Raw genomic sequence first — 25,507 nt, 5'->3', positions numbered from 1 at the left:
CTGTTGATTGGTCTTAGCGGACGACTTCGCCCGTTTCTGCGCGGGCCGATTGCTGCTCGGCGAGGGGCAGCTTGACCTTCAGGTCTTCGGCCATGAATTGCGTACCGGCGGCGACGACGAGATCGCCCGGCCGCAACCCTTCGGCGACGCGCACCTGTTCGCCGGCGTAATCGGCGAGCGTGACGGGGCGGGCATGTACCGTCGAGGCGCTGCGATCGACTACCCAGACGATGTCCTTGCCGTCCTTCTGCGCGAGCGCGCTCAAGGGAATGGAGACGAGGCTCTCGGAACCGGTGGCAGCCGCCTCGACGGTCGCGGTCATGCCGAGCAGGACGCGCGGATCGCTGGGCAGGCTGACGCGTACCGAGAATGTCCGGGACTGGCGATCCGCGCTGCCCGAGACCTGGCGCACATGGCCGTCAAGGGTCAGCTTGTCGTTCGACCAGAAGCGCGCTTCGACCGTCTTGCCCGGCTTGAACTCGGCAATGTCCATTTCCGGAACCGCAACCTCGATCTCCTTCTCGCCGTCGACGGCGACGGTCACGACTGGGGTGCCGGTGCCGACGACCTGGCCGACATCGGCATTGATCGCCGTCACGATGCCGCTCTGGTCCGAATTGAGATCCGCATAGGCGACCTGGTTCTTCGCCTGGCTCAGGCTGGAGGCGGCCGCGTCGCGCGTGGAGACCGCCTGATCGTAAAGGAGGTCCGCCTGATCCAGCTCGGCCTTGGAGGAGAACGACTTGGTGAAGAGCTGTTCGGCCCGCCTCTTCGTCAGGGATGTCGTCTGCACCTGCTTTTCGGCGGCGAAGAGCGTTGCTTCGGCGCTCCTGACGGCAAGCTCATAGTCGGTCGAATCGATGCGCGCGAGAAGGTCGCCCGGCTTCACCCGGTCGCCGACATTGACGAGCCGTTCGGTGATTTTGCCACCGACCCGGAAGCCGAGATTCATCTCGGTGCGCGCCTTCACGGTACCGGCATAGTCGAGCCGGCGAGCCTCGCCCGTGGCGGCGATCTCGACCACCTTGACCGGCCGTAAGATCTCCTTCGTTTCCGCCTTCTCTTCCGAGCAACCCGAGAGCACGGCGGCAAGCGCGGCAAGGGCGAGCACATGGGCAAAGAGCGGCCGATTGTAAGCTCTCGGTGAAAACATCGTTCGGACTCCTGATCCGGTATCTGGCAGCGCGGCTGCCTTATTTCTTCAGCGCCTTGATGGCGAACTCGATCAGTTCGTCGGGTGTCGGGCGGTTCTCCTTCGCAAGACATTGCGCGACGATCTGCGGATGACAGAGGGTGACGATGCTCGCGCCGAAGCATCGGGCGGCGACCTCAGCGTCCTGCTCGGCGAATTCGCCGGCCTCGATGCCACCGCGGATGATGCCGGCGAGAAGCTTATCAATGCGGTCGAGATGTTTCTCGATGACGTGCCATTCCTGTTCGATCGCCACGACCACCATCTCGTGGACCTTTTGCTCGTCGAGCATGGTCTCCACGGTCGTCTTGTGCTGTGCCAGCACGTAATGTCGCAGGCGCTCGGTAGCACTCACGGGGAGGCGGGAAATTTCGTAGGCCTGCTGATAGCTCGCCTCCAGCATGCGCGCGCAAAGCGCCTGATGGATCTCCGTCTTGGAGCTGAAAAAACGATAGATGTTGGCCGGCGACATGCCGAGGTCGCGCGCAATGTCGGCCACATTCGTCTTCGTGTAGCCGTAATGCCGGAAAAGCCGCTCCGCGGCATCGAGAATGCGCGCGATGTTTTCCTGCCTGGTCGTGTCGATGCTGCTTTCTGCCGGGTCGGTCATGGGCTCGCATTCGTGATGAGTGACGATTTTCGAATTTCGTCAGTCATAATCCGGCAGGCGACACTTGTCAATCGTGCGCGCCGCGTGATTGCTGTGCAGGGACGGCTGGGGAGAAGCACGATTGCGGTGATCTGGCCTGAGCGAGCGCGGAGACAAAATCGTACGATGGATAAAACGGGAGGCGCTGCGGATGGTCGCTCTTAACGGAGGACTGGCAATACCGATTGCCGCCGAGGAGCGTCAGCTCCTCCGGCAAGGTCGCTTGCGAGGCAGTGCGCCGCCGTTGCGAGACAAGGGCTCGGCCGCGCAAGCGGGTTTCGCTGGCGAGCGGGGCTTACCTTCTCCCTAGAGGACGAAGTAGCCCTTCTGCAGCGTCACGGCATCATCGAGATGGATGGCTAGGTCGGCCTTCTTGTCGCCGTTGACGTCGCCGTAGATATAGGTGTCGGAGGCAGCGCGGTCGTAGCGCAACTCGCCCTTCTTGCCGCTGAAAGCGGCGGTTCCAACGAAGCTGAAGGCCTGGTTTCCAGTGGTGGTTGTGTTGGCGTCGATTGCGGAAAGATCGATCCGATCGGATGCCGAGGCCAGGAAGTCGTATATCGTATCGCGGCCCGACGTGGCAACGGTGCTGTCCGCCACTGACTTGAACTGGAATGTGTCGGCGCCGCTCACGCCGGTTAGCTTGTCGGCGCCGCCACCGCCATAGAGCACATCATTGTTCGATTCGCCGTACAAAGTATCATTGCCGTTGCCACCATAGAGCTTGTCGGCGCCCGAGCCGCCGTAAAGTGTATCGTTGCCGGAATCGCCACTCAGTGTGTCATTGCCACTGTTGCCCCACAGCCGGTTGGCCGCCTGATTGCCGGTGATGGTGTCGCCGGCCGAACCTCCTTTGACGTTCTCGATCAGCGAGCGCGTATCGCCGTGATAGAGCAGCGCGTTGAAGATGTTGCCGGCGGCAAAGCCGCTGTTGGAACCGCCACCGAGCCAGGCGAGCTGGTCGATGCTGAAGGTCGAGGCCTTGCCTGGACGCAGGTCGATCTTGAGGCCCGTTGCATATGCCGAGAGATCGTAGGTGTCGTTGCCGCCGCCATCCCATATGGTCGCGAAAATCCGATTGGCACCGGGAGCAATGCCGACTGCGCCATTCACGAGCGTCGCGCCGCTATTGGGCGTCCACTTGTAGACCGTATTGCCGCTGTTGGTGCTGAAATCCGCGCCGTACATTTCCTGCAGCGCCGCAATGTCAGCCATCATGAACGTTTGCGGCGCGCCGTATTGTTCGTAGTAGTAACCCTCGCCTGCTCCAACATAGCCGCTATAGGTCATGATCGAATATTCGATCGAATCGTACTGGTCAGGCAGAGGCTGGAAGGCTCCCTCTTGTTCATGCCCGTGCTTCAGGCCAAGCGCATGGCCGAGTTCGTGCATGAGCGTGTGCCAGGCATAATTTCCGGCAACCGGCTTGCTGTAGTCGTAGATGGTGCCGGCATAGGTCTTGCCAAACCAGATGTCGCCGGCTTCGGCATAGGCGCCCGGCAGATACGCCCAGGCGGTCGAGGGCAGGGTCGACTGCGCAAACCGGATTGTCGCGCTGGATGCGCTTCCGGAGGTGAAGTCGGCATTGGTGAAGCCCTCGACGGAGAAGCCGTCATTGGCGGTTGAGCCGAAGGTTTGCTCCATCGCGAACAGCGCGGCGTCTATCTGCGCCTGCGAGACCGCGGCAAAGCCATTGTCCTTCTCGCCGCTATAGCTGTAGCTGCTCTTCGATGCCGGGAAGGCATAGGTGATCGGCCCGGTCCAGGCGTAGCCCGACAGCACGCCGTCGATCAAACTGTTGCCGGTCGTGTTCAAGGTCTTGCCGGTTTTGCCGGTACCGCTCATGCTGAATTCCCACCAGAAAGGCGCGGGGCCGTTGTCTCGCGCTCATAAAATGCAGATCGTGCCGGCGACGTTAGGCTCCGAATGCCTACGATTGTTGTAACGAACTCGATAAGATTGGAGAGAAACGTGCCGATCATCAGGTTGCTGTCGTGTCTTGCCGCCGTGATTGTAGCGGCGCTGTGTGTTGCACCTATAGCGTCAGGTACGGCCAAAGCAAGCGGGGTGGACATGCAGAAGCCTCCGGATCACGAGGCGGCCGTCCGGGCGGAGTTCGAGACGGTGAGGGCGGAGGATACCGTGGAAGCCTATGAGCGCTTCATCCGGCGCCATCCGGATCATTCATTGGTCAAGGACGCGGCAGAAGCGCTGGCGCGGCTCAAGAAGCAGTAGCGCAGTAGGCGGCGAGGCCAGCTGTCGTTGCGTTTGTCCGCTTATTTCGCGCGTAGCAGCATGCCGAACAGGTCGCGGGGATCGTCCGGATCGGCGATCATGTCGAGATTTTGATAGAAGCCCGTGCCGGACAGCCGGTCGCGCACGTAGCGGAGCGCCGAAAAATCCTCGATGGCGAAGCCGACGCTGTCGAACAGCGTGATCTGCCTTGCATCGCGGCGGCCGGGTGCGGCGCCCGTCACGACCTTCCAGAGCTCGGTCACCGGGAAGTCCGCTGCCATCTGCTGGATCTCGCCCTCGATGCGGGTCTGCGGCGGATATTCAACGAAGACGTCCGAGCGGAACAGGATGTCGCGGTGCAGTTCCGTCTTGCCCGGGCAGTCGCCGCCGATCGCATTGATATGGACGCCGGCGCCCACCATGTTGTCGGTGAGGATCGTTGCGAACTGCTTGTCGGCCGTACAGGTGGTTATGATCCCGGCCCCCTCGATCGCAGTCTGGGCGGTCGTGCAGGAGACGATCTCGAGGCCCGAGCCAGCCAGGTTGCGTGCCGTCTTCTCGGTTGCGCGAGGATCGACGTCGTAAAGGCGGACGGTGTCGATGCCGCAGACGGCCTTCATCGCCAGTGCCTGGAACTCGGCCTGGGCGCCGTTGCCGATCATCGCCATGGTGCGCGCGCCCTTTGGTGCCAGGTGGCGCGCAGCCATCGCCGAGGTCGCGGCGGTTCTCAGCGCCGTCAGCATCGTCATTTCCGTGAGCAGCACCGGATAGCCGGTCGAAACTTCGGCAAGGAGCCCGAAGGCGGTCACGGTCTGCAGCCCGTCGGCGATGTTCTTGGGATGGCCGTTGACATATTTGAAGCTGTAGACGGCGCCGTCGGAGGTCGGCATCAACTCGATCACGCCGTCGCGCGAATGGCTGGCGACGCGCGGCGTCTTGTCAAAGCTCTCCCACCGGCGGAAATCGGCCTCGATTGCCTCCGTGAGCTCCGCCAGAACGGTCTCGATGCCCAGGTGGTGGACGAGATGCATCATGTTCTCGACGCTGACGAAGGGCACCATAGCCTTGGCTGACGGGAGCGGTGAAAGCATCGCGGTTCCTCCTGCATGTGCGGGCTATCCCGAGAGAGTAATGGCAGGCGCTGCTGGTCGAAAGCGCAAAGCTGTGCTATTTTCGTCATCCCACTGAGCAATTTTGCCGGCCCGATTGCGCAATTTATCCAATGACAGCGACAGACAGAGCAACCGCAAAATACGCGCCGGATGATCTCGACCGGCGGATCATCGCCCACCTGCGCGTCGATGGCCGGGCTTCGCTCTCCAAGCTGTCCGATGCGCTCGGCGTCGCGCGCGGAACGGTGCAGAACCGACTGGATCGGCTGCTGGAAACGGGAACTCTGATGGGGTTTACTGTGCGTGTCCGCGAGGACTACGACCGGAACACCGTCCAGGCGGTGATGATGATCGAGGTCGTCGGGAAATCGACGACCCAGGTCATCCGCAAGCTGCGCGGCATTCCCGAAATCCATAAGCTGCACACGACGAACGGCAATTGGGACCTGGTCGCCAATATTCGCGCTGCGAACCTTTCCGAATTCGACCGCATCTTGCGCGAGGTGCGGATGATCGACGGCGTCGCCAACAGCGAAACCAGTCTTCTCCTGAGCAGTGTTTGAGCGGGTCCTACGATATCGGCAGTTGAATGCCGAGCGCCCGCCAATTAGGTTCCGGCCGCAATCAACGGAAGTCCGGGGTGGGGAATAATCGCGTGAATACAGGCAATCGGCCCTTTCTCCTGCTGGCCTGTCTGGGATCATTGTCCTCGCCAGCCAACGCGGACTGGCAGGCGGTCGAGACGGTGAAGAACTACGCGATAACCGGGCAATCCGGCCCGGAGCTCTATGCATCGATCGGCGAGCACGGTCCGAAGCTCGGGCCAACGCGCGCCATCGCGCATACGAGCTTCAAGCTGACCTGGTCGCGAAAATACGAGGCTCACGGCGATGCCTGCGTTCTCGTGTCGGCGCTGCCGAAGCTTGCGATCACCTATACCCTGCCGAAACCCTCCAAGCCCCTGCCGGCAGGCACGCGGGAGCACTGGGAAACCTTCATCGACGGCGTCCATGAGCACGAATTGGTGCATGGCGATTTCATCAAGGACATGGTGAAGAAGATCGAGGCCGCAACTGTCGGGCTCACCGTTCCCGCCGACCCGCAATGCCGCAAGATCAAGTCGGAAATGACCAAGCGGCTCGGGGCGCTCTCCAACGCCCAGCGCCAGCAGAGCCGAGATTTCGACCGCGCGGAACTCAGCGACGGCGGCAAGGTTCACCAGCTGATCCTCAATCTGGTGAACGGCGGATAGAGGCTCGTCCGCCACGGGGCAGCGCGCGCCGTAAGCCGCAATAGATGCACGCAAAAAGCTGGTGACGGCCACAAACACGCCCCCGAATTGTCTCAATGGAGTTGAACTGTGCCGCGGCGTTACACGCGTGCGTCGTCCACCTTTCGTGGCGATGCGGGCTGTCCAATGCTGAATTTGTGTCGGAAGGGCGAGCCTCTCCGCCGGTCCGAGAAGGGAGTCATGCATGCACAGGAATCTTGTCGCCGCCCTTTCCGCAGCTTCTCTGTCTTTCGTCGGCTTCGCCGCCCATGCAGCCGACCTCGCTCCCTATCGAGAGCCCGCGCCACCCCCGGCGCTGGACGAGCAGGACGGCGTCAAGATCGGTTATCTGGAATGCGATATCGGCGGTGGCGCCGGCTATGTTCTCGGATCGTCGAAAGAGATAGAGTGCGTCTTCCGCTCCCTTGGCGGCGATGAGATCGAGGATCGCTATACCGGCGAAATCCGCAAGCTCGGCGTCGATATCGGCTTTACCATGCGCAGCCGGCTTCTCTGGGCCGTCTTCGCGCCGACGGCCGGCTATCACCACGGCTCGCTGAGCGGCCTCTACAAGGGCGCGACCGCCGAGGCAACCGTCGGTGCCGGCGTGGGTGCCAATGTGCTCGTCGGCGGCACGTCCGGCTCGATTCACCTCCAGACCGTCAGCGTCACCGGGCAGCTCGGGCTGAACGTCGCCGCCGCCGGAACGTCGATGACCCTCAACTCCGTCAATTGAGCGGCCTCAAGGTTTCGTCCCGGTCGCCTTGCGGCGACCATTCGATCATCATGGTTTACGGTCGTATCCACTGAAACCATGGTGATCGAACATGGCGCGGGGTGAAGCATGGCTGCTCTCGATCCGCTTGAACTCCTTTTCGGCGGGATGGCAAAGCTCGGGCCCGGCAGCGACGCCGACACGCTGCGGGCCCTGCATAGCCTGCCGAAAGGCCATTTCGGCCTCGTCGTCGACGCAGGCTGCGGCGCAGGTCGGCAGACCCTGGTGCTGGCCAAGGCGCTCGGGGTCACCATCCATGCGGTCGACTCGCATCGACCGTTCCTCGATGAATTGCAGCGACGCGCCGAAGACGCCGGCGTTGCACCGCTGATCCAGCCGCATTGCATGGACATGGGTGACATACCGGCCGTCTTCTCTTCGATCGACCTGCTCTGGTCGGAGGGCGCCGCCTACAATATCGGCTTTGCCAAGGCGCTTGCGCGGTGGGCTGCGGCGCTGCGTCCTGGCGGCTTCGTCGTCATCAGCGAACTCGCCTGGTTGAGCGAGGTGCCGCCGGCCGCGGCGCGCGACTTCTTCCGTACCGGCTATCCCGACATGAAACTGGCCACCGAGAACGTCGGCCTCGCCGAAGAGGCGGGCTACCGCGTGTTGGGGACCCGCACCCTGCCGCAGGCGGCCTGGATCGACGACTACTACGAAGTGCTCGAGCCGCGTGCAACGGCGCTTGCCGGTCATGAAGATGCCGCGGTCAGGGCCTTCGCGCAGGAGACATTGAAGGAGATCGAGGTCTTCAAAGCGGCCGGCGACAGCTACGGCTATGTTCTTTACCTGCTTCAGCGATTGTGAGGAGCGCGCCTTTGCTCACGACGCGTCACGGTTGGCTCTTGCAGCCGAGCGCCAGAAGAGGATCAGCATCGCGGCGCTCATTAGAGCCAGGCAGAACCAGGTGAGGGCGTAGATGAGATGGTTGTTGGGGAAGACGACGCGCGTCAGCCCGCCGACGGGAAGTCCGCCGGGGTTGGGTGAGGCATCGGCGTCGATGAAATAGGGCGCAACGCCGGAAAGGCCGCGCGCCGCGGCGATTGACCCAATATCGCGGGAATACCAGCGCCCCTCCTCAGGCCTGTTCGAGCGCAACAGCGAGCCTTTCGGTTCGTCCATGCGCATCAGGCCTGTCACCTCCGTATCGCTCTCGACTTGGCTCTGCGCCCGCGCCGAGGCCTCGCGCTTGTCGGTCGGCACGAAGCCGCGATTGATGAGCACCGTCGTGCCGTCGTCGAGCGCCAGCGGCGTCATCACCCAAAAGCCGGCGCCGAGCTCGGTCGCGGCATAGACCAGCGTCTCCTCGTCGTAGACGAAGCGCCCACGGGCCCGCACGCGGCGGTATTCGTCGCGGGCCTGGCTGACCTTCGGCCAATCGCTTCGGGACGGCGGGGGCACGGGTGCGGCGTGGATGCGTTGCTCGACCCGGGCGATCAGATTGAGTTTCCAAGAGAGGCGTTCGACCTGCCATGTCCCAAGCGCCAGCAGGCCGGCAATCAGCAGGAGCCCGATGAGGCTGATGAGGACAACATTAGGCCGAGAACACGGACGGGATGTGGTTTCGTTTTCGCGATCGCTCATTGCGCGCCACTTGGCATCAGATGACAAACAGATCGATCTCCGTCGAGACGGCCCCTCGTCCGGCCTGCCTGTTAGTCCTCGGGTTAATCCCGAGGAGAGGGGCTAGAAGCTTGGGGTGAGGCGCAAACGTTGAGATCATCCGTTCCCGTCAGGGCATGTTCCTCATCATCTCGGGGCTCATCGGCATCATGTTCACGTCGAGATGATGCATGACCCAAAGCGAACCGGAGAGCGTGATGGCGACCAGCACGATGGTGAAGATCAGCGCCATCATAGTCCAGCCGCCTTCCGAGCGCGTGTTCATGTGCAGGAAGAAGATCATGTGCACGACGATCTGGACGGCGCCGAGTGCCATGATGATGACTGCCGTCAACACCGGGCTGACGAGGACATCGGCCATCACCAGCCAGAAGGGAATGGCGGTCAGGATGACGGAGAGGACAAAGCCGGTGATGTAGCTTTTCAGGGTGCCGTGGCCGGCGTCGTGGCCGTGGCTGTGGCCATGATGGGCTTCAAATGCATCCTCGTGCGACGGTGCGTGCATGCTCATCCGAGAACTCCCATCAGATAGACGAAGGAGAAGACGCCGATCCACACGACGTCGAGGAAGTGCCAGAACATCGACAGGCACATTAGGCGACGTTTGTTTTCGGCGATCAGGCCGTGTTTCGCCACCTGGGCCATCAACACGAACATCCAGACGATGCCGGAGGTCACGTGCAGGCCGTGCGTGCCGACGAGCGTAAAGAAAGAAGACAGGAACGCACTGCGCTGCGGTCCGGCGCCCTCGTGAATCATGTGCGCGAACTCGTAGAGTTCGAGCCCGACGAAGGCGATGCCGAAGAGGGCGGTGACCGCCATCCAGGCGAGCGTCGAATTCCTGTTGGCCTTCTCCATCTCCAGCATGGCGAAGCCATAGGTGATCGAGGAGAAAAGCAGCATCGACGTGTTCACGGCGACGAGCGGCAGGTCGAAGAGATCGGCAGGCGAGGGGCCGGCCGCATAATTGCGGCCGAGCACGCCATGGGTGGCGAAAAGCACCGCGAAGATCAGGCAGTCGCTCATCAGGTAGAGCCAGAAGCCGAGCATCGTGCTCCCTTCGGGATGATGCTCCTCCTTCAGATAGAAGGTGGGCGCCTGGCCCTCGCGCACGGAGTGGTCGGTAAACTCGGTCATTGTCTTACACCTCGCTGGCAAGCATTTCGGTGCGCTTGCCCTCCGTTTCGGTGACGACATCAGACGGGATGTAGAAATCGCGGTCGTAGTTGAAGGTGTGGCCGATCGCGATCGCGACCATGGCGACGAAGGAGAGGCCGGCGAGCCACCAGATGTACCAGATCATGCCGAAGGCGAAGGCGACGCTGAGCGCGCCAAGAATGACGCCAGTGCCGGTGTTCTTCGGCATATGGATCGGCTTGAAGCCGGCAAGCGGCCGGCTGTGGCCGCGCTTCTTCATATCCCACCAGGAATCCTGGTCGTGGACGATGGGGGTGAAGGCGAAGTTGTAGTCCGGCGGCGGCGAGGCGGTAGACCATTCGAGGGTGCGGGCATCCCAGGGGTCGCCGGTCGTGTCGCGCAGTTCTTCGCGCCGGATGAAGCTAACGACGAACTGGACGAGGAGCGACAGGATGCCGAGCGCGATCAGGAAGGCGCCGAAGGCAGCGATCACGAACCAGATCTGCAGCGACGGGTCCTCGAACTGGCTGACGCGGCGGGTGACCCCCATCAGGCCGAGCACGTAGAGCGGCATGAAGGCGAAGTAGAAGCCACTCAGCCAGAACCAGAAGGACATCTTGCCCCAGAACGGATCGAGCCTGAAGCCGAAGGCCTTCGGGAACCAGTAGTAGACGCCGGCCATCAGCCCGAAGACGACGCCGCCGATGATGACGTTATGGAAATGGGCGATGAGGAACAGCGAGTTGTGCAGCACGAAATCGGCCGGCGGGACGGCGAGCAGGACGCCGGTCATGCCGCCGATGACGAAGGTCACCATGAAGCCGACGGTCCACAGCATCGGCACCTCGTAGCGGATGCGACCGCGATACATGGTGAAGAGCCAATTGAACATCTTCGCGCCGGTTGGGATCGAGATGATCATCGTCGTGATGCCGAAGAAGGCGTTGACGCTGGCGCCCGAGCCCATGGTGAAGAAGTGATGCAGCCAGACGATATAGGAGAGGATGGTAATGACCACCGTCGCATAGACCATCGAGGCGTAGCCGAAGAGCCGCTTGCCGCAGAAGGTGGCGACGATCTCCGAGAAGATGCCGAAGGCTGGCAGCACGAGGATGTAGACCTCCGGGTGGCCCCAGATCCAGATGAGGTTCACATACATCATCGGATCGCCGCCGAGGTCGTTGGTGAAGAAGTTCGTGCCGGCGTAGCGGTCGAGCGTAAGCAGCGCGAGCGTCGCGGTCAGCACCGGGAAGGTCGCGACGATCAGCACGTTGGTGCAGAGCGACGTCCAGGTGAAGACCGGCATCTTCATCATCGTCATGCCGGGGGCGCGCATCTTGACGATGGTGGCGATCAGATTGATGCCGGAGAGCGTCGTACCGATGCCGGCCACCTGCAGGCCCCATATGTAATAGTCGACGCCGACACCGGGACTGTAGTCGGCGCCCGAGAGCGGCGGATAGGCGAGCCAGCCGGTGCGCGCGAACTCGCCGACGAAGAGCGACAGCATGATGATGATCGCGCCGGCGGTCGTCATCCAGAAGCTGAAATTGTTGAGGAACGGGAAGGAAACGTCGCGTGCGCCGATCTGCAGCGGCACGACGAAGTTCATGAGTCCGGTGACGAAAGGCATCGCCATGAAGAAGATCATGATGACGCCGTGGGCGGTGAAGATCTGGTCGTAGTGATGCGGCGGCAGGTAACCCTCCGAGCCGCCGAAGGCGATCGCCTGCTGCAGGCGCATCATGATTGCGTCGGCGAAGCCGCGCAGCAGCATCACCAGCGCCAGGATGACATACATGATGCCGATCTTCTTGTGGTCGACGCTGGTCAGCCAATCGCGCCAGAGCGTTCCCCAGAACCGGTAATAGGTGATCAGGCCGAGGAGCGCGATGCCGCCGATGACGACGGCGGCGAATGTCGCGACGAGGATCGGCTCGTGATAGGGGATCGCCTCGAGGGTCAGCCGGCCAAAGACGAACTTCAGGAGATCTGGATCGGAGAACATGGGAAACCCGTTCAATGTTAGCGCAAGCGGCCAGAGTTAGTGGTTGAGTTGCGGCGGTGCGGGATCGCCGCCCCCGTCGGGCATCGAATGCCCCTCGTGCCCTCCCATTCCCGGCATGTCGTGCTGCATCGGTTCGTTGGCGCCGCCGGTACCCTGCGGTTCCGCCTGGCTGCGCGCTGGTGTTCCGGTGGCCGGAAAGGTCGCAGCCGCGGCGCCCTCTTCGAGGGCGTGCCTGTTGTCGTATTCAAGACGCCCCCGGTTCTCGACACTTTCCTTGCCCGCGCCGCCCATGGCGTCGATGTGCATCATCTCGTGCATGCACATCTTGCCGGCCGTCACGCACATGTTGAGGATCGCGTCGTAGAGGCCCGCCTCGACCGTGGCGAAATAACGGACCGGCTCCCGCTCGCTGGGCTTTTCAAGCTTCAGATAGGCATCGCGGTTGAGCGCCGTGCCTTGCGATTTTACGCGGGCGACCCAGGCGTCGAAGCCCTGCCGGTCAACGCCGTGGAACTTGAAGCGCATGTGCGAGAAGCCGTCGCCGCTGAAATTGGCCGAGAAGCCGTCGTATTCGCCAGGCTTGTTGATGACTGCATGCAGCTTCGTCTGCATGCCCGGCATGGCGTAGATCTGGCCGGCCAGGGCGGGGATGTAGAATGAGTTCATCACCGAGGATGCGGTGATCTTGAAATTGATCGGCACGTCCACCGGTGCGGCGAGCTCGTTGACGGTCGCTATGCCCTGGTCCGGGTAGAAGAACAGCCATTTCCAATCGAGCGCGACGACCTCCACCGTGAGCGGCTTCGCGTCTGCCGGGATCGGCCGCGCGGCGTCGAGCCGGTCGAGCGGCCGGTATGGATCGAGCTTGTGGGTGCTGATCCAGGTGACGGCGCCGAGCGCGATGATGATGGCGAGCGGTGCCGACCAGATCACCACTTCGAGCGCGGTCGAATGATGCCATTCCGGATCATAGGTGGCATTGGTGTTCGACCGGCGGTATCGCCAGGCGAAGAGAAGCGTCAGGAAGATGACCGGCACGATGATCAGCAGCATCAGGACCGTGGAAATCACGATCAAATCGCGCTGTTGCGTCGCTATGTCGCCGGAGGGCGCCATGACCACGAGATCACAGCCCGCAAGCAGCAGCAGCGGCGGCACGAGGGCGAAGCGGCGGGGAAACTTCAGAAATGCTGACACTTTCTGAGCCCTTTCTGATGACGACCGCCCTGCGACTAAAGTAGGAGTGAGTCAAACGGTATGAGGTTTTTGGTCGCACCGCAGCATTCTTGTGCATTGCGGCGTAGAGTCGAGGCATGTCGGCTGCCGGTGATCGTGTCCCGGAGGACCCGGATTTTTACTACGGCAAGCCGCAATTTCGCAATTCAAGACTTGATATGATCCGGTCTTTGATCAACATCGCCTTGAGAGGCGCGCGTCAGACCGGCGCCGAGCAGCGGGAGGCTTTGTTTATGAGAAGTGTGACGCAGCAGTCCCTCGGCCCGTCGTCTTCCTCGATGGAGCGAGACGCGCGGCGCATGCACGACGACCGGCCCGTATCGGCAGGCAATATCGCCATCGGCGTCGTCATCGGCCGGGCCGCCGAATTCTTCGACTTCTTCGTTTACGGCATTGCCTCCGTTGTCGTCTTCCCGCAGCTTTTCTTTCCGTTCGCGCCCGACCGGCTGACCGCAACGCTCTATTCCTTCGCCATTTTCGCGCTGGCCTTTGTCGCCCGTCCCGTCGGCTCCCTTGTCTTCATGGCCGTCGACCGGACCTATGGCCGCGGCGTCAAGCTGACCATCGCTCTCTTCATTCTCGGCGGCTCGACCGCTTCGATTGCCTTCCTGCCGGGTTATGCAACGCTCGGGGGCTGGGCGATAATCATGCTGGCGATCTGCAGGCTGGGGCAGGGATTTGCGCTCGGCGGCGCCTGGGACGGGCTCGCCTCGCTGCTGGCGCTCAATGCGCCGCAGCATCACCGCGGCTGGTATGCAATGATCCCGCAGCTCGGCGCGCCGATCGGCTTCATGCTGGCGAGTGCGCTCTTTGCCTATTTCCTGATGTCCCTGTCCGAGGCCGATTTCCTCAGCTGGGGATGGCGCTATCCGTTCTTCGTCGCCTTCGCGATCAATGTCGTGGCGCTCTTCACGCGGCTGCGCCTGGTGATGACGAAGGAATTCGGCACCCTGCTTGAGGAGCACGAGCTGCAGGCAAGGCGGGTCACCGAAGTGCTGCGATTACATGGGCGCAACGTGCTTATCGGCGCCTTCGTGCCGCTTGCGAGCTTCGCACTCTTCCACCTCGTCACCGTCTTTCCGCTCGGCTGGGTGGAAATTTACACGGATCACGGCGCGAGCTCGTTCCTGATGGTGCAGTTCGTCGGAGCCATCTGCGGCATTCTTGCCATCGTCACCTCGGGTCTCGTCGCCGACCGCATCGGCCGGCGCTATCACCTCGGCGTCTGCGCCGTGCTGATCGCGATCTTCAGCTTTGTCGCGCCGATGCTACTCGAGGCGGGCGTCGCCGGCAGGAATGCTTTCGTGATCATCGGCTTCAGCCTTCTGGGCCTGTCTTTCGGCCAGGCTGCCGGTGCCGTCGCATCGCGCTTCGGCCGGGCCTATCGCTACACGGGTGCCGCGCTCACCTCCGACCTGTCCTGGCTGATCGGCGCGGGCTTCGCGCCGCTGGTGGCGCTGGGTCTGACCAGCCGTTTCGGTCTGGCTTTCGCTGGCTACTACCTGCTTTCGGGCGCCCTTTGCACCATCGCCGCGCTGGTCTTCAGCAAGACGCTCGAGATCCACAACGAATAGCAGATAGCACCCGGTCCGATCCAGGCTTACGAGATTCTGGTAGAGCTGCCGTGCCGGCTGGAAACGGCGTGCTACACTCCCCGTTCGGTGAAACGGCTGGGCCCGCTAGGGCCTGAAAGGAGAACATGCCCACCCCTGACAGTAGCCTGTTCGATTTTCTCGGAATCATGGCGGTGTTCCTGCTTGTGGCTGCCAACGGCTTTTTCGTTGCGGCCGAATTCTCGCTGGTCTCGGTTCGGCGTAGCCGCGTTGCGGAACTGGTGACGCAAAACCGGATGAATGCGAGCGCGTTGCGCCGCGCCGTCGACAATCTGGACGCCAATCTCGCCGCGACGCAACTCGGCATCACCATCTCGTCGCTCGCTCTCGGATGGATCGGCGAGCCGGCTCTCGCCCATCTTATCGAACCCTTGCTGTCGATCCTGCCGCAGTTCTGGGCCATCGCCGGTTCGCACGCCGTCGCCGCCGTGATCTCCTTCGTGATTATCACCGCGCTCCATATCGTGCTCGGAGAATTGGCGCCGAAGAGTTTGGCGCTGCAGCGCAGCGAGGGTACGGCGCTTGCAGTCGTCCGGCCGCTTGGTCTTTTCCTGTTTCTGCTCAGGCCGGCCATCCTGGTGCTGAACGGGCTCGGCAATATGGTCCTGCGTCTCGCCGGCTTGAGGACGGGAGCAGGCGAGGCCTCGCTGCACTCGCCGGCGGAGCTGAAGCTCATCGTTGCGGAGAGCCACGAGGCCGGGCTTCTGGATGTCGCCCAGCAGGAGCTGGTGCAGCGCATCTTCAGCATCGGCGATCGGCGGATTTCCGATTTCATGACGCCACGGGTCGACGTCGACTGGATCGATGCCGACGATACGCCGGCCGATGTGCTCAGGACGATCCGCGACTGCCGGCATGAGCAATTGCTGATTGGCAGGGGCAATATCGACGAGCCGATCGGCATGGTGCTGAAGAAGGATCTGCTCGATCAATTGCTCGACGGCAAGCCGGTCAACCCGTTCGGCGTGATGCGCGAACCGTTGATCCTCCACGAGGCGACCCCGGTTTTCCGCGTTCTCGAGCGCTTCAAGTCGGCGCCCGTCCGTCTCGCGACGATCGTCGATGAATATGGAAGCCTCGAAGGCATCGTCACCCAGACGGATCTCTTGGAGGCGATCGCCGGCGAACTGCCGGATCTTGAGGCGGAGGAACGCTCGGTGATTGAACGCGAGGACGGGTCCCTACTCATCGACGGAATGATGCCTGCCCATGACGCCTTCGACCGGCTGAAGCTGCGCGACCGGCCGCAGGACGGCGGTTATCATACGATCGCAGGCTTTGCGCTGCACATCCTCGGGCATCTCCCCGAGGCCGGGGAATGTTTCGAGTTCGATGGCTGGCGCTTCGAGATCGTCGACATGGACGGCAGACGGATCGACAAGATCCTGGCGACGAGCCTCGCCGAGCCGCAATAAAAGCCTCTCCAATCCGGCGCAGTTCGCGGAACATAATCCGATCTCGCCGGTTCCGAGGGCCTCGACATGGCCGACGGCCCGGAGCCGAATGATGCGTGATCGCCAGGCTTTCGGGCCTCTCGGTTCGCGTGAGCGGAGGAAGAGAAATGCCAGCAAAATCGAAGGCTCAGCAGAAGGCGGCCGGTGCCGCGCTCGCCGCCAAGCGCGGCGACATGAAAAAGAGCGAGCTCAAGGGGGCGTCCAAGGGCATGGCCGACTCCATGAGCGAAAAGGAGCTAGAGGAGATGGCGTCGACCAAGCGCAAGGGCAAGAAGGAACACGTGTCGAAGTCCTGAGAGCGCACCCTGGAGGCCGATCTGCCGCCACACTTCTGGCGCCGTCAACCTTCGGCCGGTGACGATCCGGCTGCGCCGCTTGCGGCAAAGTTGTTCCAATTCAAGGGGATAAGGTTTTCGTGTCGGCTTCGTTTTGGTGATTTACACCAGGAACCGGGGACCATATTTTAGGTTCGGCACCCCGGTAAGAAGGACGGACGAATGAGCGAACCAAAGGCCCGTACGGACGCGGACGCAGACATGGCCGTCGAGGAGCGGATCGCATTTCTGTTGGGCAAGATCGAAAAGGAACCGGTGCCGCAACGTCTGCTTGAACTGGCACAGCGGTTGCAGGAGGCGCTCAACGCCCGCAAGAAGTGACGGGCCGGGGGTGCATTATCTAGTTCAGGGGGTTTCCGTGCATCTGCACGGTCAACTCATCGCGCGCGCGGCTTAGTCGGCTCTTGATCGTTCCGATCGCACAGTCGCAGATATCGGCTGCCTCTTTATAGCTCATGCCAAAACCCGCAACGAGCACCAGCACTTCGCGATGCTCGGGAGAAAGACACCCCAAGGCGGTCCGCAGCTCGCCATTGAGCACCGACCACTCCTGGGAAGGAGCCATTGGGATCGGCAACTCCGCGCAGTTCGTGCTTCCCGGGCCTTCACGCGTGCGAATCTTGTACTGCGTGCGGAACGCATTGCGCATGATCGTGAACAGCCAAGATTTGAGGCTCGTGCCCGGTGCGAACTGATCGATGCTGCGCAGGGCGCGAAGCAGCGTTTCCTGGACGAGATCGTCGGCCTCGAAGGACGCCGACGTAAAAGTCCGCGCAAAGGCCCGCAACGCCGGGATCAGGTCCACGACCTGCTCTTCAATGTGCGGTGAGGGCTGCGACGCGTGACCGGCGGTGGCAGGCATATCAAATATCGCCCTTCTGGACCTGAGTACTTTTTTGGTGACGCGAAGGAAAATGCCTGTCTGCGGTTTTGGTTCCTGGAGAGCCGGACAATTCGCGGCGTTTGGTACGGGAGCAGCGTCGAAATCGCTCATTCGCCGGTGCTCGCATCGATCGCCCCCGTCTCTCCAGGTCGGGCCAGAATCCGAGTATTTCTGCTTGGCACGATAAAGATGTTCGCCAGGAGGGGCCAAACGGTTTGCGGGAACCAAATGCTGTCGCACTCGGTTAGGTGGGTCCTAGAAAGGAGAAAATCATGAAGAAGTTTGCCTTGATTTGTGCCGCCCTGATCCTCCCGGCATCAGCGATTGCCCAAACGACTGTCGTGCTGCCAGGTGAGGTCAGGACCTATGTCATGGAGCAAAAGACGCCATCCGTGGCCTTTGAGGGGGAGATCGTCGTGGGACAGCCCCTGCCGGAGACGGTGGAGATCCATACCATTCCTGATCAGCCGGACTTTGCCTATGCGATCGTGAACGAAAAGCGGGTGATCATAAATCCCAAGACCCGCGCGGTCGTGGAGGTCGTTCAGTAATAATTCAAATTGCGGCATGGCGGACTTCTTCCATGCCGCACTTCTGGTCTGTGAGGCGACCATGCAGGATGTTGAATTTCAGCTGGCAGCCCACCGGGAAATCCTAATTGCCATCCTTTCGGCGCTGGCGCGCCACGAGGATGTTTGGCCGGAGATCAACCGTGTCCTCGACGAGGTCCGGGTTGTCCAGGATCATGAGGAAGATCCCGGAATCGTCCCCTCGGAGGCCTTCGCGAGGCAAAATGCAATGACGGAGGAGATCACCGCCATTCTTCGGGCCGCCACGATGCGCGCCGCGCTCGATCCGGATTCACCGCGACGCGGTTAAACAGCAAAGCCGAGAAAATTTGTAGGGAACCGCACTCTCTGTTGGCGCGTTAACCGAAAGTCCGCGCGTTTGCGCGGAGGTCCACGTCAACAGAAGGGATTGAATCGTGCGACAGCGAGTGAAGAAAATGCGTCCGAGGGTCGCCCGGCCGCCGGAAAATCCAAATCACAGCAAGAAGGCGCAACGGAACGCATGGCAACCGCAAGTGGCCGTGCCGCATCAGGTCGACCTGCCGCTCAAGAAATCGCCGGATGAGGAAATCGCGGTGCCGGCCTCCGTCAATGGCAGGAGCCTTGTAGATGGCCGGCCCTGAGGAAAAGGCCCTTATGGATAAGGCGTCGCGCGTCCGCGATGTGATGTCACGCCAGGTTTACACCGTTTCACCGACGGATACGGCGCAGTCCGTCGCCCGGCTGATGAAGGAGACCGGAGTGGGCGCATTGCCGGTCGAAGTTCCGGGGGTGGGTACGATCCTCGGAATCGTCACCGATCGCGACATCCTGATCTCGGTCGTCGCCCAGGGATTGTCGACATCGACGGCCGTGTTCGAGTTCATGACGGTGGCGGCCGAATCCTGCGAGGAAGGAGACAGCATCCTGCTCGCGGCCCAGAAGATGCACGATCTGAGGATTCGGCAGCTCGTCGTCGTCGACGAAAAGCGTCACGCCGCCGGCATCATCGCGCTCGCAGACATCATTCGCGTTAACCCGGAACTCGGCGGCCTCGTGCTGGACGGCATGTCCCGCCACGAACCGGAAAGACAGCAGCTTGAAGGAATGACGCCATGCCCGGCCTGACGCAGGACCGCCTGTGGAGCGAAGCGGTGATACTCGAAGGAGAGAACCGCGTGCTTCGGGTTCAGAGCACGCGTGACGCATTGCTTTGCCTAAAGAATCATTGGCCATTGGCGGACGGAGAGGGGACTGCGAGGAGCGAGGCGCTCGCCGCCTGCGATCGGGTGATCGACGGACAGGACGAGCCGGATATTGCTCGCGGCGCCTTCATCAAAGCGGCCGAGGAAGCCCGGTTCACCGTCCATAGCTGGACAGAGTGAGAGCGCCGGATCGGCGACTGCTCATGTCCTGCTGTCGGATCGGTTCTTTCCGGCGGCAGGCGGCTCGTAGCGGCGCGCTATGGCGGCCTGAACTTCGGCCTGGAAGGCGAGCACTTGGCCGCGGATTTCGTCTTCCCTGAGGCCAAGCTGGGAAAGCTCATCCGCAAGCTTGCGGCATTCCATTTTCCAATATTGCAGAGCGGCGTTTCCGTGTACCCGGTCAAGTTCCCGGGCGCAACGATCGACGTCCCCGCTACGCGCCTCGAGAGGAAATGCGACAATCCCGCCGGCCTTCAACATGCTCGTCCGCTCGTTCACTTCGGCTTCCATCGAATCACCCTGCACTCGCCTTAGGGGAAGCTCTATCGGCAAGATAGTTAATGATTTCCTCGTCCGGTCCCCGAAGGCAGCCCCTCAGCCGAGGAGGACAGATTATTTCCGCTCGCCGGGAACAAATCGGAGCGGTTCCGGTTTTCCAATCGGAATGCGCGGAACAGTTCCCTCTCCGCAAGCCCCTTACGGATCCGCGCTTTTCCATAGTGCTGATGCGAATAATGGGCCCCGCCGCCCGGCGGGGCTTTTTCCGTCACCGAAGCGGGGATCAGTCAGCGCAGCAGCCCCTGTCCGCCGTCGACCCAGACGGGACTGCCGGTGATGTGCCGTGCCTCATCGGAGACCAGGAAGCGGATGAGTTCGGCGACGTCTTCGCTGCGCCCGGGCCTGCCGCCGGTGATCGGAACCTGTCCCTCCGGCCACTCGACCGCGATCGCCGTTTCCTGCTCGTGGCGCAAGCTCGTATTCTCGGCAATGCTGGTGTCGATCTCGCCCGGGCAGACGGCGTTGACCCGGATCTGGTGCCTCGCCAGTTCGAGTGCAAGTTGCTGGACCATGGCGACCTGGGCAGCCTTGGTGGCCGTATAGGCCGTTGCGCCCGGTGTGGTAAAGGTTCGCGTACCGTTGATCGACGAGACGACGACGATGGCGCCACCACCGCTTCGTTTCAGATGGGGGACTGTCGTGTGCAGAGTGAGAAAGGTGCCCCGCAGGTTGACGGCGATCGTTTCGTCCCATTCGAAGGGCTTGAGATCGTCGATTGGCGCCCAGACGCCGTTGATGCCGGCATTCGCGACGACGATGTCGAGCCCGCCGAAGTCGGACACGAGCTTGTCCACCGCCTCGCGCATCGGTGCTTCCTCGGAGACGTCTGCCTCGAGGACCAACGCCTGTCCGCCCTCGGTGCCGATTTCTCCGGCGACCTCCTCAAGCTCGGGCCGTGTGCGCCCGAGCACGCCGACCCTGGTGCCTCTCCTGGCGAGCGCACGTGCCGTGGCCCTGCCGATGCCAGATCCCGCGCCGGTGACGAGCGCGACAGAGGAGACGCCGCCCATGGCTAGTGCTTTTTCGCGCGGTCTGTCGGAATCGTTGAAACCGTCACCGAGACGGGGTCGCTCGCCGGGAAGCTGTCCTCGAGCCCCTCGTCGAGTTGCCGTTCCATCTCGTCGGTATCCTTGTTGTGACGCGCACTGCGGCGCATGTTCGCCTGGTCCGCTTGGCCTTCGCCATTCTCGAGGACATCGGTCGCGGTGTTGGCGAGTTCCATCATCACCTCTTTGGCGCGCTCCACTGCATTCATGCGGTTGAGGCTGCGGGCGGCGTCGTTGCGCAGGGAGACGGAGACGATCTCGCCGCCCTCTCCGACGAACTCAACGGTGAAACCGGCCCTTCCGCCCTGTTCCGGGATAACCTGTGTGCCGACAACGTGCATATGCTCATCCTCCTTGTCGCGGTTCCGAGCCGGGTTGGGATGAAGACCTCATCAACCGGGCAAATTCTGACTCGCGCTTCCTCTGTGCCTGCAGGCAAACGGCCCTGCGTTGTTTTTAGTTCCACCCGGCGAGGGCGCGGACTATCGGATCCCGGCGCGCTTCGGCTTTCGGTCGGCGGCCTTAGTGATCTTCCGATGCAGCGCCTGATCGCCCTCGCTCGCCGCATGCTCCTTCAAGAGTTCGCTAAGACGCTTCAGTTCCCCGTCATCGAGTTTTTCAATTCCGATGAAACGGTTCTCGGCCTCGCTCGTCAGGATGAGCTCATCCAGTTTCGCTTGGAGCGCCGTGCCATCGCGATTCTGCGAATTCTGGAGAACGAAGACCATCAAAAAGGTCACGATCGTCGTCCCGGTGTTGATAATCAGTTGCCATGTCTCGGAGAAATCGAAAAGCGGTCCGGTGAGACCCCAAAGCGCGACCGTTGCAACTGCGACCACAAAGGTGACCGGCCTGCCGGAATATTCCGCGACGGCTGTTGAAAATCTGCTGAAGTTGCTCGCCATCCGAGAGACCGTTCCTTTCATTGCGATAATCACGGAATTGTCCCGGCCGCAGCCGGCCAATCCGGAAGCGGAAATCCGCTTCTCGTCGGCTCGCGGTAAATGCCCGAAACCAAAAAAGAGTTCCCGGAGGTCGATGTCGCCGTCGGAAGCTGGCAACGCCTTGAGGTGCGGATGAAGACGGGTCAGGTCACTCCAGCCGCCGATGTGGATCGCCGGCGAGGTCCACGCCGGCGCGCGCGGCGATCGTCAGGAAGGCTTCGCGGGAAGCGGCGAGGAAAGCGGCGCGAGCTTCCTCCGGTCTTTTGCGATGCTTCAGCGCCGCATTGCAGGTGCGCACCGCGCAGCCGTAATAGGCGCCGTGGCGGACCGGCCACTCGCTTTGCAGACACTTTATTGCGTCGAGCGGCCCAACGACGGTGCGGCACTTGCCGTCCAGCATGTTCAGGCTGACGGGTTTTTCCCAGGGGATCTCGATCATGGCCGCTCCTTTCGCCCCCCTGCGTGTCGGCGCTCTCGCGAAGGCGGGCTTCGACTACATCAGAATATGCGCCACTATTGACTGCGAATCGATATGTGCGCTTCCTCCGCCGCCTTGATGAAGGCCTTGCGGGCTTTCTCGGTCGCGATCTTGCCGTCCAGTGCTTGGAGACAGGTCCGCTTGGCGGCCGCCAGCGCCCGGCCGTGGTTTTGCGGCCAACGCGACGACAGGCATTCGACAGCCTCCCGCGTACTCTTCACGGCCCGATAACCACCCGTTCCGCCGAGCTCCAATTCGACGGTCTTGTCCCACCAGAAACAGTGCATGACGCTTTGCCTCGCCCGCTGGTTTGCCGATGGAAATCAAACTGGTGGAGCCGGTCTTTGGTTCCCTGGCGGCGGCGATGTCGCCGCAACAGCGGCGCGTGTGAAAGCCGCAGGGAACCCGATGGTTGCTGCCTCTTGCGTCTTGACGCCAAGCTCGATGTCGCTAAGTAAAGAAACGCTCCCGCTCTCAGACATCGGATCGCGGGAGGAACATTGGTGCCGGGCCCCTCTGGCGAGAGTTATTACGGCGCTCTCGTGATGTCGGTACCGCCAGCAAATCAGCCGGCGGATAACGCTACCATGAAAACTCCACTCATGCTCCACGCATGTGGCCGTTCGGCCGTGCGTTCTTTTCTATCCAACAACCTCCCGGTTGCAAACGCGACGAAGTCGCGGGCAGGGGAGGGTCGCCAATGACACAGTCTCACTCGCAGTCGGCCGCACTTAACTATTTCAAGTGGGCCTTTCTCACCACGGCCGCCGGTCTGGTTCTCGGCGCCTGGGTCGGTTGGCAATCGACCGGTACGCTCAGCGGCATGCTGACGGTCTTCTTCGTCTGTACCGTCCTCGCTGTTCTCGAAATCTCTCTCTCTTTCGACAATGCGATCGTCAACGCCAACAAGCTCAAGGACATGACACCCGTCTGGCAGCAGCGGTTCCTCACCTGGGGCATCCTCATCGCTGTCTTCGGCATGCGCATCGTCTTTCCGCTGTTGATCGTGGTGATCGCGGCGAATATCGGGCCGATCGACGCGGTCATCCTCGCAGCGGCCCGGCCGGAGGAATATGCCCGCATCATGCATGAGGCGCATCTGCCGATCGCCGCTTTCGGCGGAACGTTCCTGATGATGGTCGGCCTCAACTACTTCTTCGACCATGAGAAGGACGTCCACTGGATCGCCTGGATCGAGCGCAAGATGGCCCGCTTCGCGACCATCAGGGGCATCGAGATCGCCTTCGTGCTCGCCCTCATTCTCGGTTTCTCGACCTTGCTCGAGGGGGAAGAGGCGATCGCCTTCGTGCATGCGGCGGTCTACGGCCTGCTGACATTCCTCGTCGTCGAGATCGTCGGTGGCCTTCTGGATGCCACGGAGCAGACGATGAGCGCCGCCGCCCGCGGCGGCTTCGGTGCCTTCCTCTATCTGGAAGTGCTCGATGCGAGCTTCTCTTTTGACGGCGTCATCGGCGCCTTCGCCCTGACACAGAACCTGTTCATCATCGCCATCGGCCTCGGCATCGGTGCCATGTATGTCCGCTCGATGACGGTGATGCTGGTCGAAAAGGGAACGCTCAGCGAATATCGCTATCTGGAACACGGCGCTTTCTACGCGATCCTGATCCTCTCCGTGGTGATGTACTTCCAGACCCTCATCCATATCCCCGAGGTCATCACCGGCCTTGGCGGCGCTGGCCTGATCGGCCTTTCGCTCTGGTCGTCGATTCGCCACAACAGACGCCAGGCGCAAGGCGAGGCTTTGGCGGGCGAGCCGGACGGGCGGCTTCGAGCCTAGTTCCGAACGCCACTTTTGAGATGGACGGCCCGGCAATCCCATGCCGGGCCGTTCCGTTTTGGTTGATTGCCTGCAGCGCCGCAGCCATTATGCGGCAGCGGCGCGCCCCTTCTACAGCACAGGCCGAAAGGTGGAGCAAGCCGGCGCTGCCTCCTCATTTCGGGTCAGCCGGAGCGACGCGGATGTCCTCCGCCATCCATCGAAGTGCCGTGCGCGAAATTTCGCTTCATGCCTTTCTTTGCCGGAAAAGGGTCACAGTTTCGGGGGAAGGCCGAGCACGCCGGGCGCGCTTCCCGGAGGCTTGGTTATCAGGAAACGACGCGGAGGAACGCTGTTGAACGCCAGCCCGAACGATCTTGCGCTGATTGCCGTCATGCGCCGCTATTTCCAATTGAAGGACGAGGCGAGCGCGTTGAAGCAGCGGTTGGAGGCCGCCCGCAGGGATGCCGGCGAAGAAATCACCCGCTTCTACGATCCGCGGCTGAATGCCGCCCATGCCGACGATATTCTCGCCTGGCATCGGCTCCGGAAGGAGCAGGAAGAACTGATGAGTCTTGCCGCGCGATGGGGACGGGGCGGCAGCATCGAAGACTACCCTGTCGAAAGAGAGGCGCCCACGAAAGCCGAGGCGGCGGTGGAAGCCGTCCACATGCTCGGCATCCACGCCTTGACGGACTGATGGACTGCTGAGCGACAGTCTCAGACACTCGCGCCCGGCAGGGGGCGCGAGGTCTTCCCTACGCGATAGCCCGAAGCGCTATTGCGGCGTAGCGGGCGCGGGCGTGGTGGGCGCCGGGGTCGTCGGTTCTGGTGTCGCCGGTGCCGGCGTCGTCGGTGCGGGTTCGGGTGCCGGCGCGGGAGCGGGTTCGGGTGCCGCGGGTGCGGGAGCCGGTTCTGTCGGGGCCGGTGCCGGGGGCGTCTCGGCGGTCTGTTCGGTGCCACCCGGCATCAGAAAGATTACCGCGAGGATGACGATCGCGACCACTATGATACCGATGATCACGTTTCTGTTCATTGAAGAATTCCTCCGATACTGGAGACCCATCCTGGGTTGATGGTCTCGACTCGATTATTGGAGCGGCCAGTCTGCTATGCAATCAGAGATCAGTGAACACGGCCCATAATCACCCTTGAACGGGGTGATTCGCAACCCGACTGCCTGTTTTCCCCGACGCGAGAGCCGTTGACGAACGGCTGCATCGGCATTGCTGCCAATTGGCGCGGCTGCATTAGAAAACCGCGAGATACCGCAGCAGCGACAGGACGCCGATGATGATCACGATCACTTGGACGATTTGCTTGGTTCGTCCGTCCAGCGGCAACCGGTTAACGAGGTAGAGCACCAGGATGACGACGAGGAAGGTCACAAGCACACTGATCAGTAAGGACATGTATTTCCGCTCCCGTT

The 25,507-nt window shown here is 62.1% G+C and carries 32 protein-coding genes; 15 read left to right on the top strand and 17 right to left on the bottom strand.

What is annotated here, in order from left to right; genetic code table 11:
• Positions 1-13 precede the first annotated feature (13 nt).
• From CO664_RS13475 to CO664_RS13465, 3 genes are all read right to left on the bottom strand, one after another.
• A complete protein-coding gene (locus CO664_RS13475; protein ID WP_097539032.1) occupies positions 14-1,153 on the bottom strand; it encodes an efflux RND transporter periplasmic adaptor subunit in 1,140 nt (379 codons plus the stop codon).
• Between the two features lie 40 nt (positions 1,154-1,193).
• Positions 1,194-1,802 carry a TetR family transcriptional regulator gene (locus CO664_RS13470; RefSeq protein ID WP_037419264.1) on the bottom strand — a complete coding sequence of 203 codons (609 nt, stop codon included), beginning with the start codon at positions 1,800-1,802 and terminating at the stop codon, positions 1,194-1,196.
• A 345-nt stretch (positions 1,803-2,147) separates the two neighbouring features.
• A complete protein-coding gene (locus CO664_RS13465; RefSeq protein WP_097539031.1) occupies positions 2,148-3,686 on the bottom strand; it encodes a M10 family metallopeptidase C-terminal domain-containing protein in 1,539 nt (512 codons plus the stop codon).
• Between the two features lie 228 nt (positions 3,687-3,914).
• Here CO664_RS13465 and CO664_RS13460 point away from each other — a divergent pair, with 228 nt between their 5' ends.
• Positions 3,915-4,076, top strand: a complete 162-nt coding sequence (locus tag CO664_RS13460) for a hypothetical protein (protein WP_097525857.1) — start codon at positions 3,915-3,917, stop codon at positions 4,074-4,076.
• Positions 4,077-4,117: 41 nt separating this feature from the next.
• On the opposite strand, the gene CO664_RS13455 is transcribed toward CO664_RS13460, so the two are convergent.
• On the bottom strand, positions 4,118-5,167 hold the full coding sequence (locus CO664_RS13455; RefSeq protein WP_097539030.1) for an ornithine cyclodeaminase: 1,050 nt from the start codon (positions 5,165-5,167) through the stop codon (positions 4,118-4,120).
• Between the two features lie 131 nt (positions 5,168-5,298).
• Here CO664_RS13455 and CO664_RS13450 point away from each other — a divergent pair, with 131 nt between their 5' ends.
• The 4 genes from CO664_RS13450 to CO664_RS13435 all read left to right on the top strand — a co-directional run bounded on the left by CO664_RS13450 (position 5,299) and on the right by CO664_RS13435 (position 8,040).
• Positions 5,299-5,751, top strand: coding sequence for an Lrp/AsnC family transcriptional regulator (locus tag CO664_RS13450; RefSeq protein ID WP_097539029.1), 453 nt, complete (start codon positions 5,299-5,301; stop codon positions 5,749-5,751).
• 92 nt (positions 5,752-5,843) lie between these two features.
• Positions 5,844-6,440, top strand: coding sequence for a DUF922 domain-containing Zn-dependent protease (locus tag CO664_RS13445; RefSeq protein WP_097525860.1), 597 nt, complete (start codon positions 5,844-5,846; stop codon positions 6,438-6,440).
• A 223-nt stretch (positions 6,441-6,663) separates the two neighbouring features.
• Positions 6,664-7,194 carry a DUF992 domain-containing protein gene (locus CO664_RS13440; RefSeq protein WP_097525861.1) on the top strand — a complete coding sequence of 177 codons (531 nt, stop codon included), beginning with the start codon at positions 6,664-6,666 and terminating at the stop codon, positions 7,192-7,194.
• Between the two features lie 108 nt (positions 7,195-7,302).
• Positions 7,303-8,040: a class I SAM-dependent methyltransferase gene (locus CO664_RS13435; protein ID WP_097539027.1), complete on the top strand. Its 738-nt coding sequence runs from the start codon at positions 7,303-7,305 to the stop codon at positions 8,038-8,040.
• 15 nt (positions 8,041-8,055) lie between these two features.
• Here CO664_RS13435 and CO664_RS13430 read toward each other — a convergent pair whose 3' ends face one another.
• From CO664_RS13430 to cyoA, 5 genes are all read right to left on the bottom strand, one after another.
• Positions 8,056-8,817, bottom strand: a complete 762-nt coding sequence (locus tag CO664_RS13430) for an SURF1 family protein (protein ID WP_097539026.1) — start codon at positions 8,815-8,817, stop codon at positions 8,056-8,058.
• Between the two features lie 148 nt (positions 8,818-8,965).
• Positions 8,966-9,367 carry a cytochrome o ubiquinol oxidase subunit IV gene (cyoD, locus tag CO664_RS13425; protein ID WP_097539025.1) on the bottom strand — a complete coding sequence of 134 codons (402 nt, stop codon included), beginning with the start codon at positions 9,365-9,367 and terminating at the stop codon, positions 8,966-8,968.
• A complete protein-coding gene (gene cyoC, locus CO664_RS13420) occupies positions 9,364-9,993 on the bottom strand; it encodes a cytochrome o ubiquinol oxidase subunit III (protein ID WP_037419289.1) in 630 nt (209 codons plus the stop codon). The genes cyoD and cyoC overlap by 4 nt, the downstream gene beginning before the upstream one ends.
• Positions 9,994-9,997: 4 nt before the next feature.
• Complete coding sequence (gene cyoB, locus CO664_RS13415; protein WP_097539024.1) at positions 9,998-12,001, bottom strand: cytochrome o ubiquinol oxidase subunit I; 2,004 nt, start codon at positions 11,999-12,001, stop codon at positions 9,998-10,000.
• 36 nt (positions 12,002-12,037) lie between these two features.
• A complete protein-coding gene (gene cyoA / locus CO664_RS13410) occupies positions 12,038-13,198 on the bottom strand; it encodes a ubiquinol oxidase subunit II (protein ID WP_097539023.1) in 1,161 nt (386 codons plus the stop codon).
• 272 nt (positions 13,199-13,470) lie between these two features.
• Here cyoA and CO664_RS13405 point away from each other — a divergent pair, with 272 nt between their 5' ends.
• The 4 genes from CO664_RS13405 to CO664_RS13390 all read left to right on the top strand — a co-directional run bounded on the left by CO664_RS13405 (position 13,471) and on the right by CO664_RS13390 (position 16,960).
• Positions 13,471-14,811: an MFS transporter gene (locus CO664_RS13405; RefSeq protein WP_097539203.1), complete on the top strand. Its 1,341-nt coding sequence runs from the start codon at positions 13,471-13,473 to the stop codon at positions 14,809-14,811.
• A 125-nt stretch (positions 14,812-14,936) separates the two neighbouring features.
• Positions 14,937-16,265 carry a hemolysin family protein gene (locus CO664_RS13400; RefSeq protein WP_037419297.1) on the top strand — a complete coding sequence of 443 codons (1,329 nt, stop codon included), beginning with the start codon at positions 14,937-14,939 and terminating at the stop codon, positions 16,263-16,265.
• A gap of 146 nt (positions 16,266-16,411) precedes the next feature.
• Positions 16,412-16,600: a DUF3008 family protein gene (locus tag CO664_RS13395; protein ID WP_037419299.1), complete on the top strand. Its 189-nt coding sequence runs from the start codon at positions 16,412-16,414 to the stop codon at positions 16,598-16,600.
• A gap of 201 nt (positions 16,601-16,801) precedes the next feature.
• The gene (locus CO664_RS13390) at positions 16,802-16,960 is read left to right on the top strand and encodes a hypothetical protein (RefSeq protein ID WP_097525866.1); all 159 of its coding nucleotides are present in this window, start codon (positions 16,802-16,804) and stop codon (positions 16,958-16,960) included.
• Between the two features lie 19 nt (positions 16,961-16,979).
• Here CO664_RS13390 and CO664_RS13385 read toward each other — a convergent pair whose 3' ends face one another.
• Positions 16,980-17,501, bottom strand: coding sequence for a sigma-70 family RNA polymerase sigma factor (locus tag CO664_RS13385; RefSeq protein ID WP_097525867.1), 522 nt, complete (start codon positions 17,499-17,501; stop codon positions 16,980-16,982).
• Positions 17,502-17,794: 293 nt separating this feature from the next.
• Between CO664_RS13385 and CO664_RS13380 the strand changes: the two genes are divergently transcribed.
• The 4 genes from CO664_RS13380 to CO664_RS13360 all read left to right on the top strand — a co-directional run bounded on the left by CO664_RS13380 (position 17,795) and on the right by CO664_RS13360 (position 19,455).
• Positions 17,795-18,073 carry a DUF1236 domain-containing protein gene (locus CO664_RS13380; RefSeq protein ID WP_037419305.1) on the top strand — a complete coding sequence of 93 codons (279 nt, stop codon included), beginning with the start codon at positions 17,795-17,797 and terminating at the stop codon, positions 18,071-18,073.
• Between the two features lie 61 nt (positions 18,074-18,134).
• On the top strand, positions 18,135-18,401 hold the full coding sequence (locus CO664_RS13375) for a hypothetical protein (RefSeq protein WP_097539202.1): 267 nt from the start codon (positions 18,135-18,137) through the stop codon (positions 18,399-18,401).
• Between the two features lie 299 nt (positions 18,402-18,700).
• A complete protein-coding gene (locus CO664_RS13365; protein ID WP_097525869.1) occupies positions 18,701-19,198 on the top strand; it encodes a CBS domain-containing protein in 498 nt (165 codons plus the stop codon).
• Positions 19,186-19,455, top strand: coding sequence for a DUF982 domain-containing protein (locus tag CO664_RS13360; protein ID WP_037419312.1), 270 nt, complete (start codon positions 19,186-19,188; stop codon positions 19,453-19,455). The genes CO664_RS13365 and CO664_RS13360 overlap by 13 nt, the downstream gene beginning before the upstream one ends.
• 21 nt (positions 19,456-19,476) lie before the next feature.
• On the opposite strand, the gene CO664_RS13355 is transcribed toward CO664_RS13360, so the two are convergent.
• From CO664_RS13355 to CO664_RS13330, 6 genes are all read right to left on the bottom strand, one after another.
• Complete coding sequence (locus CO664_RS13355; protein ID WP_097525870.1) at positions 19,477-19,785, bottom strand: DUF6074 family protein; 309 nt, start codon at positions 19,783-19,785, stop codon at positions 19,477-19,479.
• Positions 19,786-20,060: 275 nt separating this feature from the next.
• The gene (locus CO664_RS13350; RefSeq protein ID WP_097539022.1) at positions 20,061-20,843 is read right to left on the bottom strand and encodes an SDR family NAD(P)-dependent oxidoreductase; all 783 of its coding nucleotides are present in this window, start codon (positions 20,841-20,843) and stop codon (positions 20,061-20,063) included.
• A gap of 2 nt (positions 20,844-20,845) precedes the next feature.
• On the bottom strand, positions 20,846-21,220 hold the full coding sequence (locus tag CO664_RS13345; protein WP_097539021.1) for a hypothetical protein: 375 nt from the start codon (positions 21,218-21,220) through the stop codon (positions 20,846-20,848).
• Between the two features lie 141 nt (positions 21,221-21,361).
• Positions 21,362-21,784, bottom strand: a complete 423-nt coding sequence (locus tag CO664_RS13340) for a low affinity iron permease family protein (RefSeq protein WP_097539201.1) — start codon at positions 21,782-21,784, stop codon at positions 21,362-21,364.
• A 187-nt stretch (positions 21,785-21,971) separates the two neighbouring features.
• A complete protein-coding gene (locus tag CO664_RS13335) occupies positions 21,972-22,262 on the bottom strand; it encodes a DUF982 domain-containing protein (RefSeq protein ID WP_037419324.1) in 291 nt (96 codons plus the stop codon).
• 74 nt (positions 22,263-22,336) lie between these two features.
• The gene (locus CO664_RS13330; protein WP_037419326.1) at positions 22,337-22,588 is read right to left on the bottom strand and encodes a DUF982 domain-containing protein; all 252 of its coding nucleotides are present in this window, start codon (positions 22,586-22,588) and stop codon (positions 22,337-22,339) included.
• A 413-nt stretch (positions 22,589-23,001) separates the two neighbouring features.
• Here CO664_RS13330 and CO664_RS13325 point away from each other — a divergent pair, with 413 nt between their 5' ends.
• Positions 23,002-24,099: a DUF475 domain-containing protein gene (locus CO664_RS13325; RefSeq protein ID WP_097539020.1), complete on the top strand. Its 1,098-nt coding sequence runs from the start codon at positions 23,002-23,004 to the stop codon at positions 24,097-24,099.
• Between the two features lie 334 nt (positions 24,100-24,433).
• Positions 24,434-24,778 carry a hypothetical protein gene (locus tag CO664_RS13320; RefSeq protein ID WP_097539019.1) on the top strand — a complete coding sequence of 115 codons (345 nt, stop codon included), beginning with the start codon at positions 24,434-24,436 and terminating at the stop codon, positions 24,776-24,778.
• 550 nt (positions 24,779-25,328) lie between these two features.
• Here the strand turns inward: CO664_RS13320 and CO664_RS13310 are convergent.
• Positions 25,329-25,490 carry a Thivi_2564 family membrane protein gene (locus tag CO664_RS13310; protein ID WP_018237148.1) on the bottom strand — a complete coding sequence of 54 codons (162 nt, stop codon included), beginning with the start codon at positions 25,488-25,490 and terminating at the stop codon, positions 25,329-25,331.
• Positions 25,491-25,507: the final 17 nt, after the last annotated feature.

It is taken from the genome of Sinorhizobium sp. NG07B, from assembly GCF_002532005.1.
Taxonomy (GTDB): Bacteria; Pseudomonadota; Alphaproteobacteria; order Rhizobiales; family Rhizobiaceae; genus Sinorhizobium; species Sinorhizobium fredii_C.
Note: the sequence above shows the minus strand (reverse complement) of the source record. Positions and strands in the feature narration are given on the sequence as shown.

Coding starts and splice junctions, on each gene's coding strand:
- CO664_RS13405 (WP_097539203.1), top strand. CDS start 13,471: ATGAGAAGTGTGACGCAGCAGTCCCTCGGCCCGTCGTCTTCCTCGATG.
- CO664_RS13450 (WP_097539029.1), top strand. CDS start 5,299: ATGACAGCGACAGACAGAGCAACCGCAAAATACGCGCCGGATGATCTC.
- CO664_RS13375 (WP_097539202.1), top strand. CDS start 18,135: ATGCAGGATGTTGAATTTCAGCTGGCAGCCCACCGGGAAATCCTAATT.
- CO664_RS13310 (WP_018237148.1), bottom strand. CDS start 25,490: ATGTCCTTACTGATCAGTGTGCTTGTGACCTTCCTCGTCGTCATCCTG.
- CO664_RS13350 (WP_097539022.1), bottom strand. CDS start 20,843: ATGGGCGGCGTCTCCTCTGTCGCGCTCGTCACCGGCGCGGGATCTGGC.
- CO664_RS13430 (WP_097539026.1), bottom strand. CDS start 8,817: ATGAGCGATCGCGAAAACGAAACCACATCCCGTCCGTGTTCTCGGCCT.
- CO664_RS13470 (WP_037419264.1), bottom strand. CDS start 1,802: ATGACCGACCCGGCAGAAAGCAGCATCGACACGACCAGGCAGGAAAAC.
- CO664_RS13340 (WP_097539201.1), bottom strand. CDS start 21,784: ATGGCGAGCAACTTCAGCAGATTTTCAACAGCCGTCGCGGAATATTCC.
- CO664_RS13345 (WP_097539021.1), bottom strand. CDS start 21,220: ATGCACGTTGTCGGCACACAGGTTATCCCGGAACAGGGCGGAAGGGCC.
- CO664_RS13335 (WP_037419324.1), bottom strand. CDS start 22,262: ATGATCGAGATCCCCTGGGAAAAACCCGTCAGCCTGAACATGCTGGAC.
- CO664_RS13465 (WP_097539031.1), bottom strand. CDS start 3,686: ATGAGCGGTACCGGCAAAACCGGCAAGACCTTGAACACGACCGGCAAC.
- cyoB (WP_097539024.1), bottom strand. CDS start 12,001: ATGTTCTCCGATCCAGATCTCCTGAAGTTCGTCTTTGGCCGGCTGACC.
- CO664_RS13355 (WP_097525870.1), bottom strand. CDS start 19,785: ATGGAAGCCGAAGTGAACGAGCGGACGAGCATGTTGAAGGCCGGCGGG.
- CO664_RS13385 (WP_097525867.1), bottom strand. CDS start 17,501: ATGCCTGCCACCGCCGGTCACGCGTCGCAGCCCTCACCGCACATTGAA.
- CO664_RS13390 (WP_097525866.1), top strand. CDS start 16,802: ATGAGCGAACCAAAGGCCCGTACGGACGCGGACGCAGACATGGCCGTC.
- CO664_RS13330 (WP_037419326.1), bottom strand. CDS start 22,588: ATGCACTGTTTCTGGTGGGACAAGACCGTCGAATTGGAGCTCGGCGGA.
- cyoC (WP_037419289.1), bottom strand. CDS start 9,993: ATGACCGAGTTTACCGACCACTCCGTGCGCGAGGGCCAGGCGCCCACC.
- cyoD (WP_097539025.1), bottom strand. CDS start 9,367: ATGAGCATGCACGCACCGTCGCACGAGGATGCATTTGAAGCCCATCAT.
- CO664_RS13365 (WP_097525869.1), top strand. CDS start 18,701: ATGGCCGGCCCTGAGGAAAAGGCCCTTATGGATAAGGCGTCGCGCGTC.
- CO664_RS13435 (WP_097539027.1), top strand. CDS start 7,303: ATGGCTGCTCTCGATCCGCTTGAACTCCTTTTCGGCGGGATGGCAAAG.
- CO664_RS13460 (WP_097525857.1), top strand. CDS start 3,915: ATGCAGAAGCCTCCGGATCACGAGGCGGCCGTCCGGGCGGAGTTCGAG.
- CO664_RS13400 (WP_037419297.1), top strand. CDS start 14,937: ATGCCCACCCCTGACAGTAGCCTGTTCGATTTTCTCGGAATCATGGCG.
- CO664_RS13380 (WP_037419305.1), top strand. CDS start 17,795: ATGAAGAAGTTTGCCTTGATTTGTGCCGCCCTGATCCTCCCGGCATCA.
- CO664_RS13440 (WP_097525861.1), top strand. CDS start 6,664: ATGCACAGGAATCTTGTCGCCGCCCTTTCCGCAGCTTCTCTGTCTTTC.
- CO664_RS13395 (WP_037419299.1), top strand. CDS start 16,412: ATGCCAGCAAAATCGAAGGCTCAGCAGAAGGCGGCCGGTGCCGCGCTC.
- CO664_RS13360 (WP_037419312.1), top strand. CDS start 19,186: ATGCCCGGCCTGACGCAGGACCGCCTGTGGAGCGAAGCGGTGATACTC.
- CO664_RS13325 (WP_097539020.1), top strand. CDS start 23,002: ATGACACAGTCTCACTCGCAGTCGGCCGCACTTAACTATTTCAAGTGG.
- CO664_RS13475 (WP_097539032.1), bottom strand. CDS start 1,153: ATGTTTTCACCGAGAGCTTACAATCGGCCGCTCTTTGCCCATGTGCTC.
- CO664_RS13455 (WP_097539030.1), bottom strand. CDS start 5,167: ATGCTTTCACCGCTCCCGTCAGCCAAGGCTATGGTGCCCTTCGTCAGC.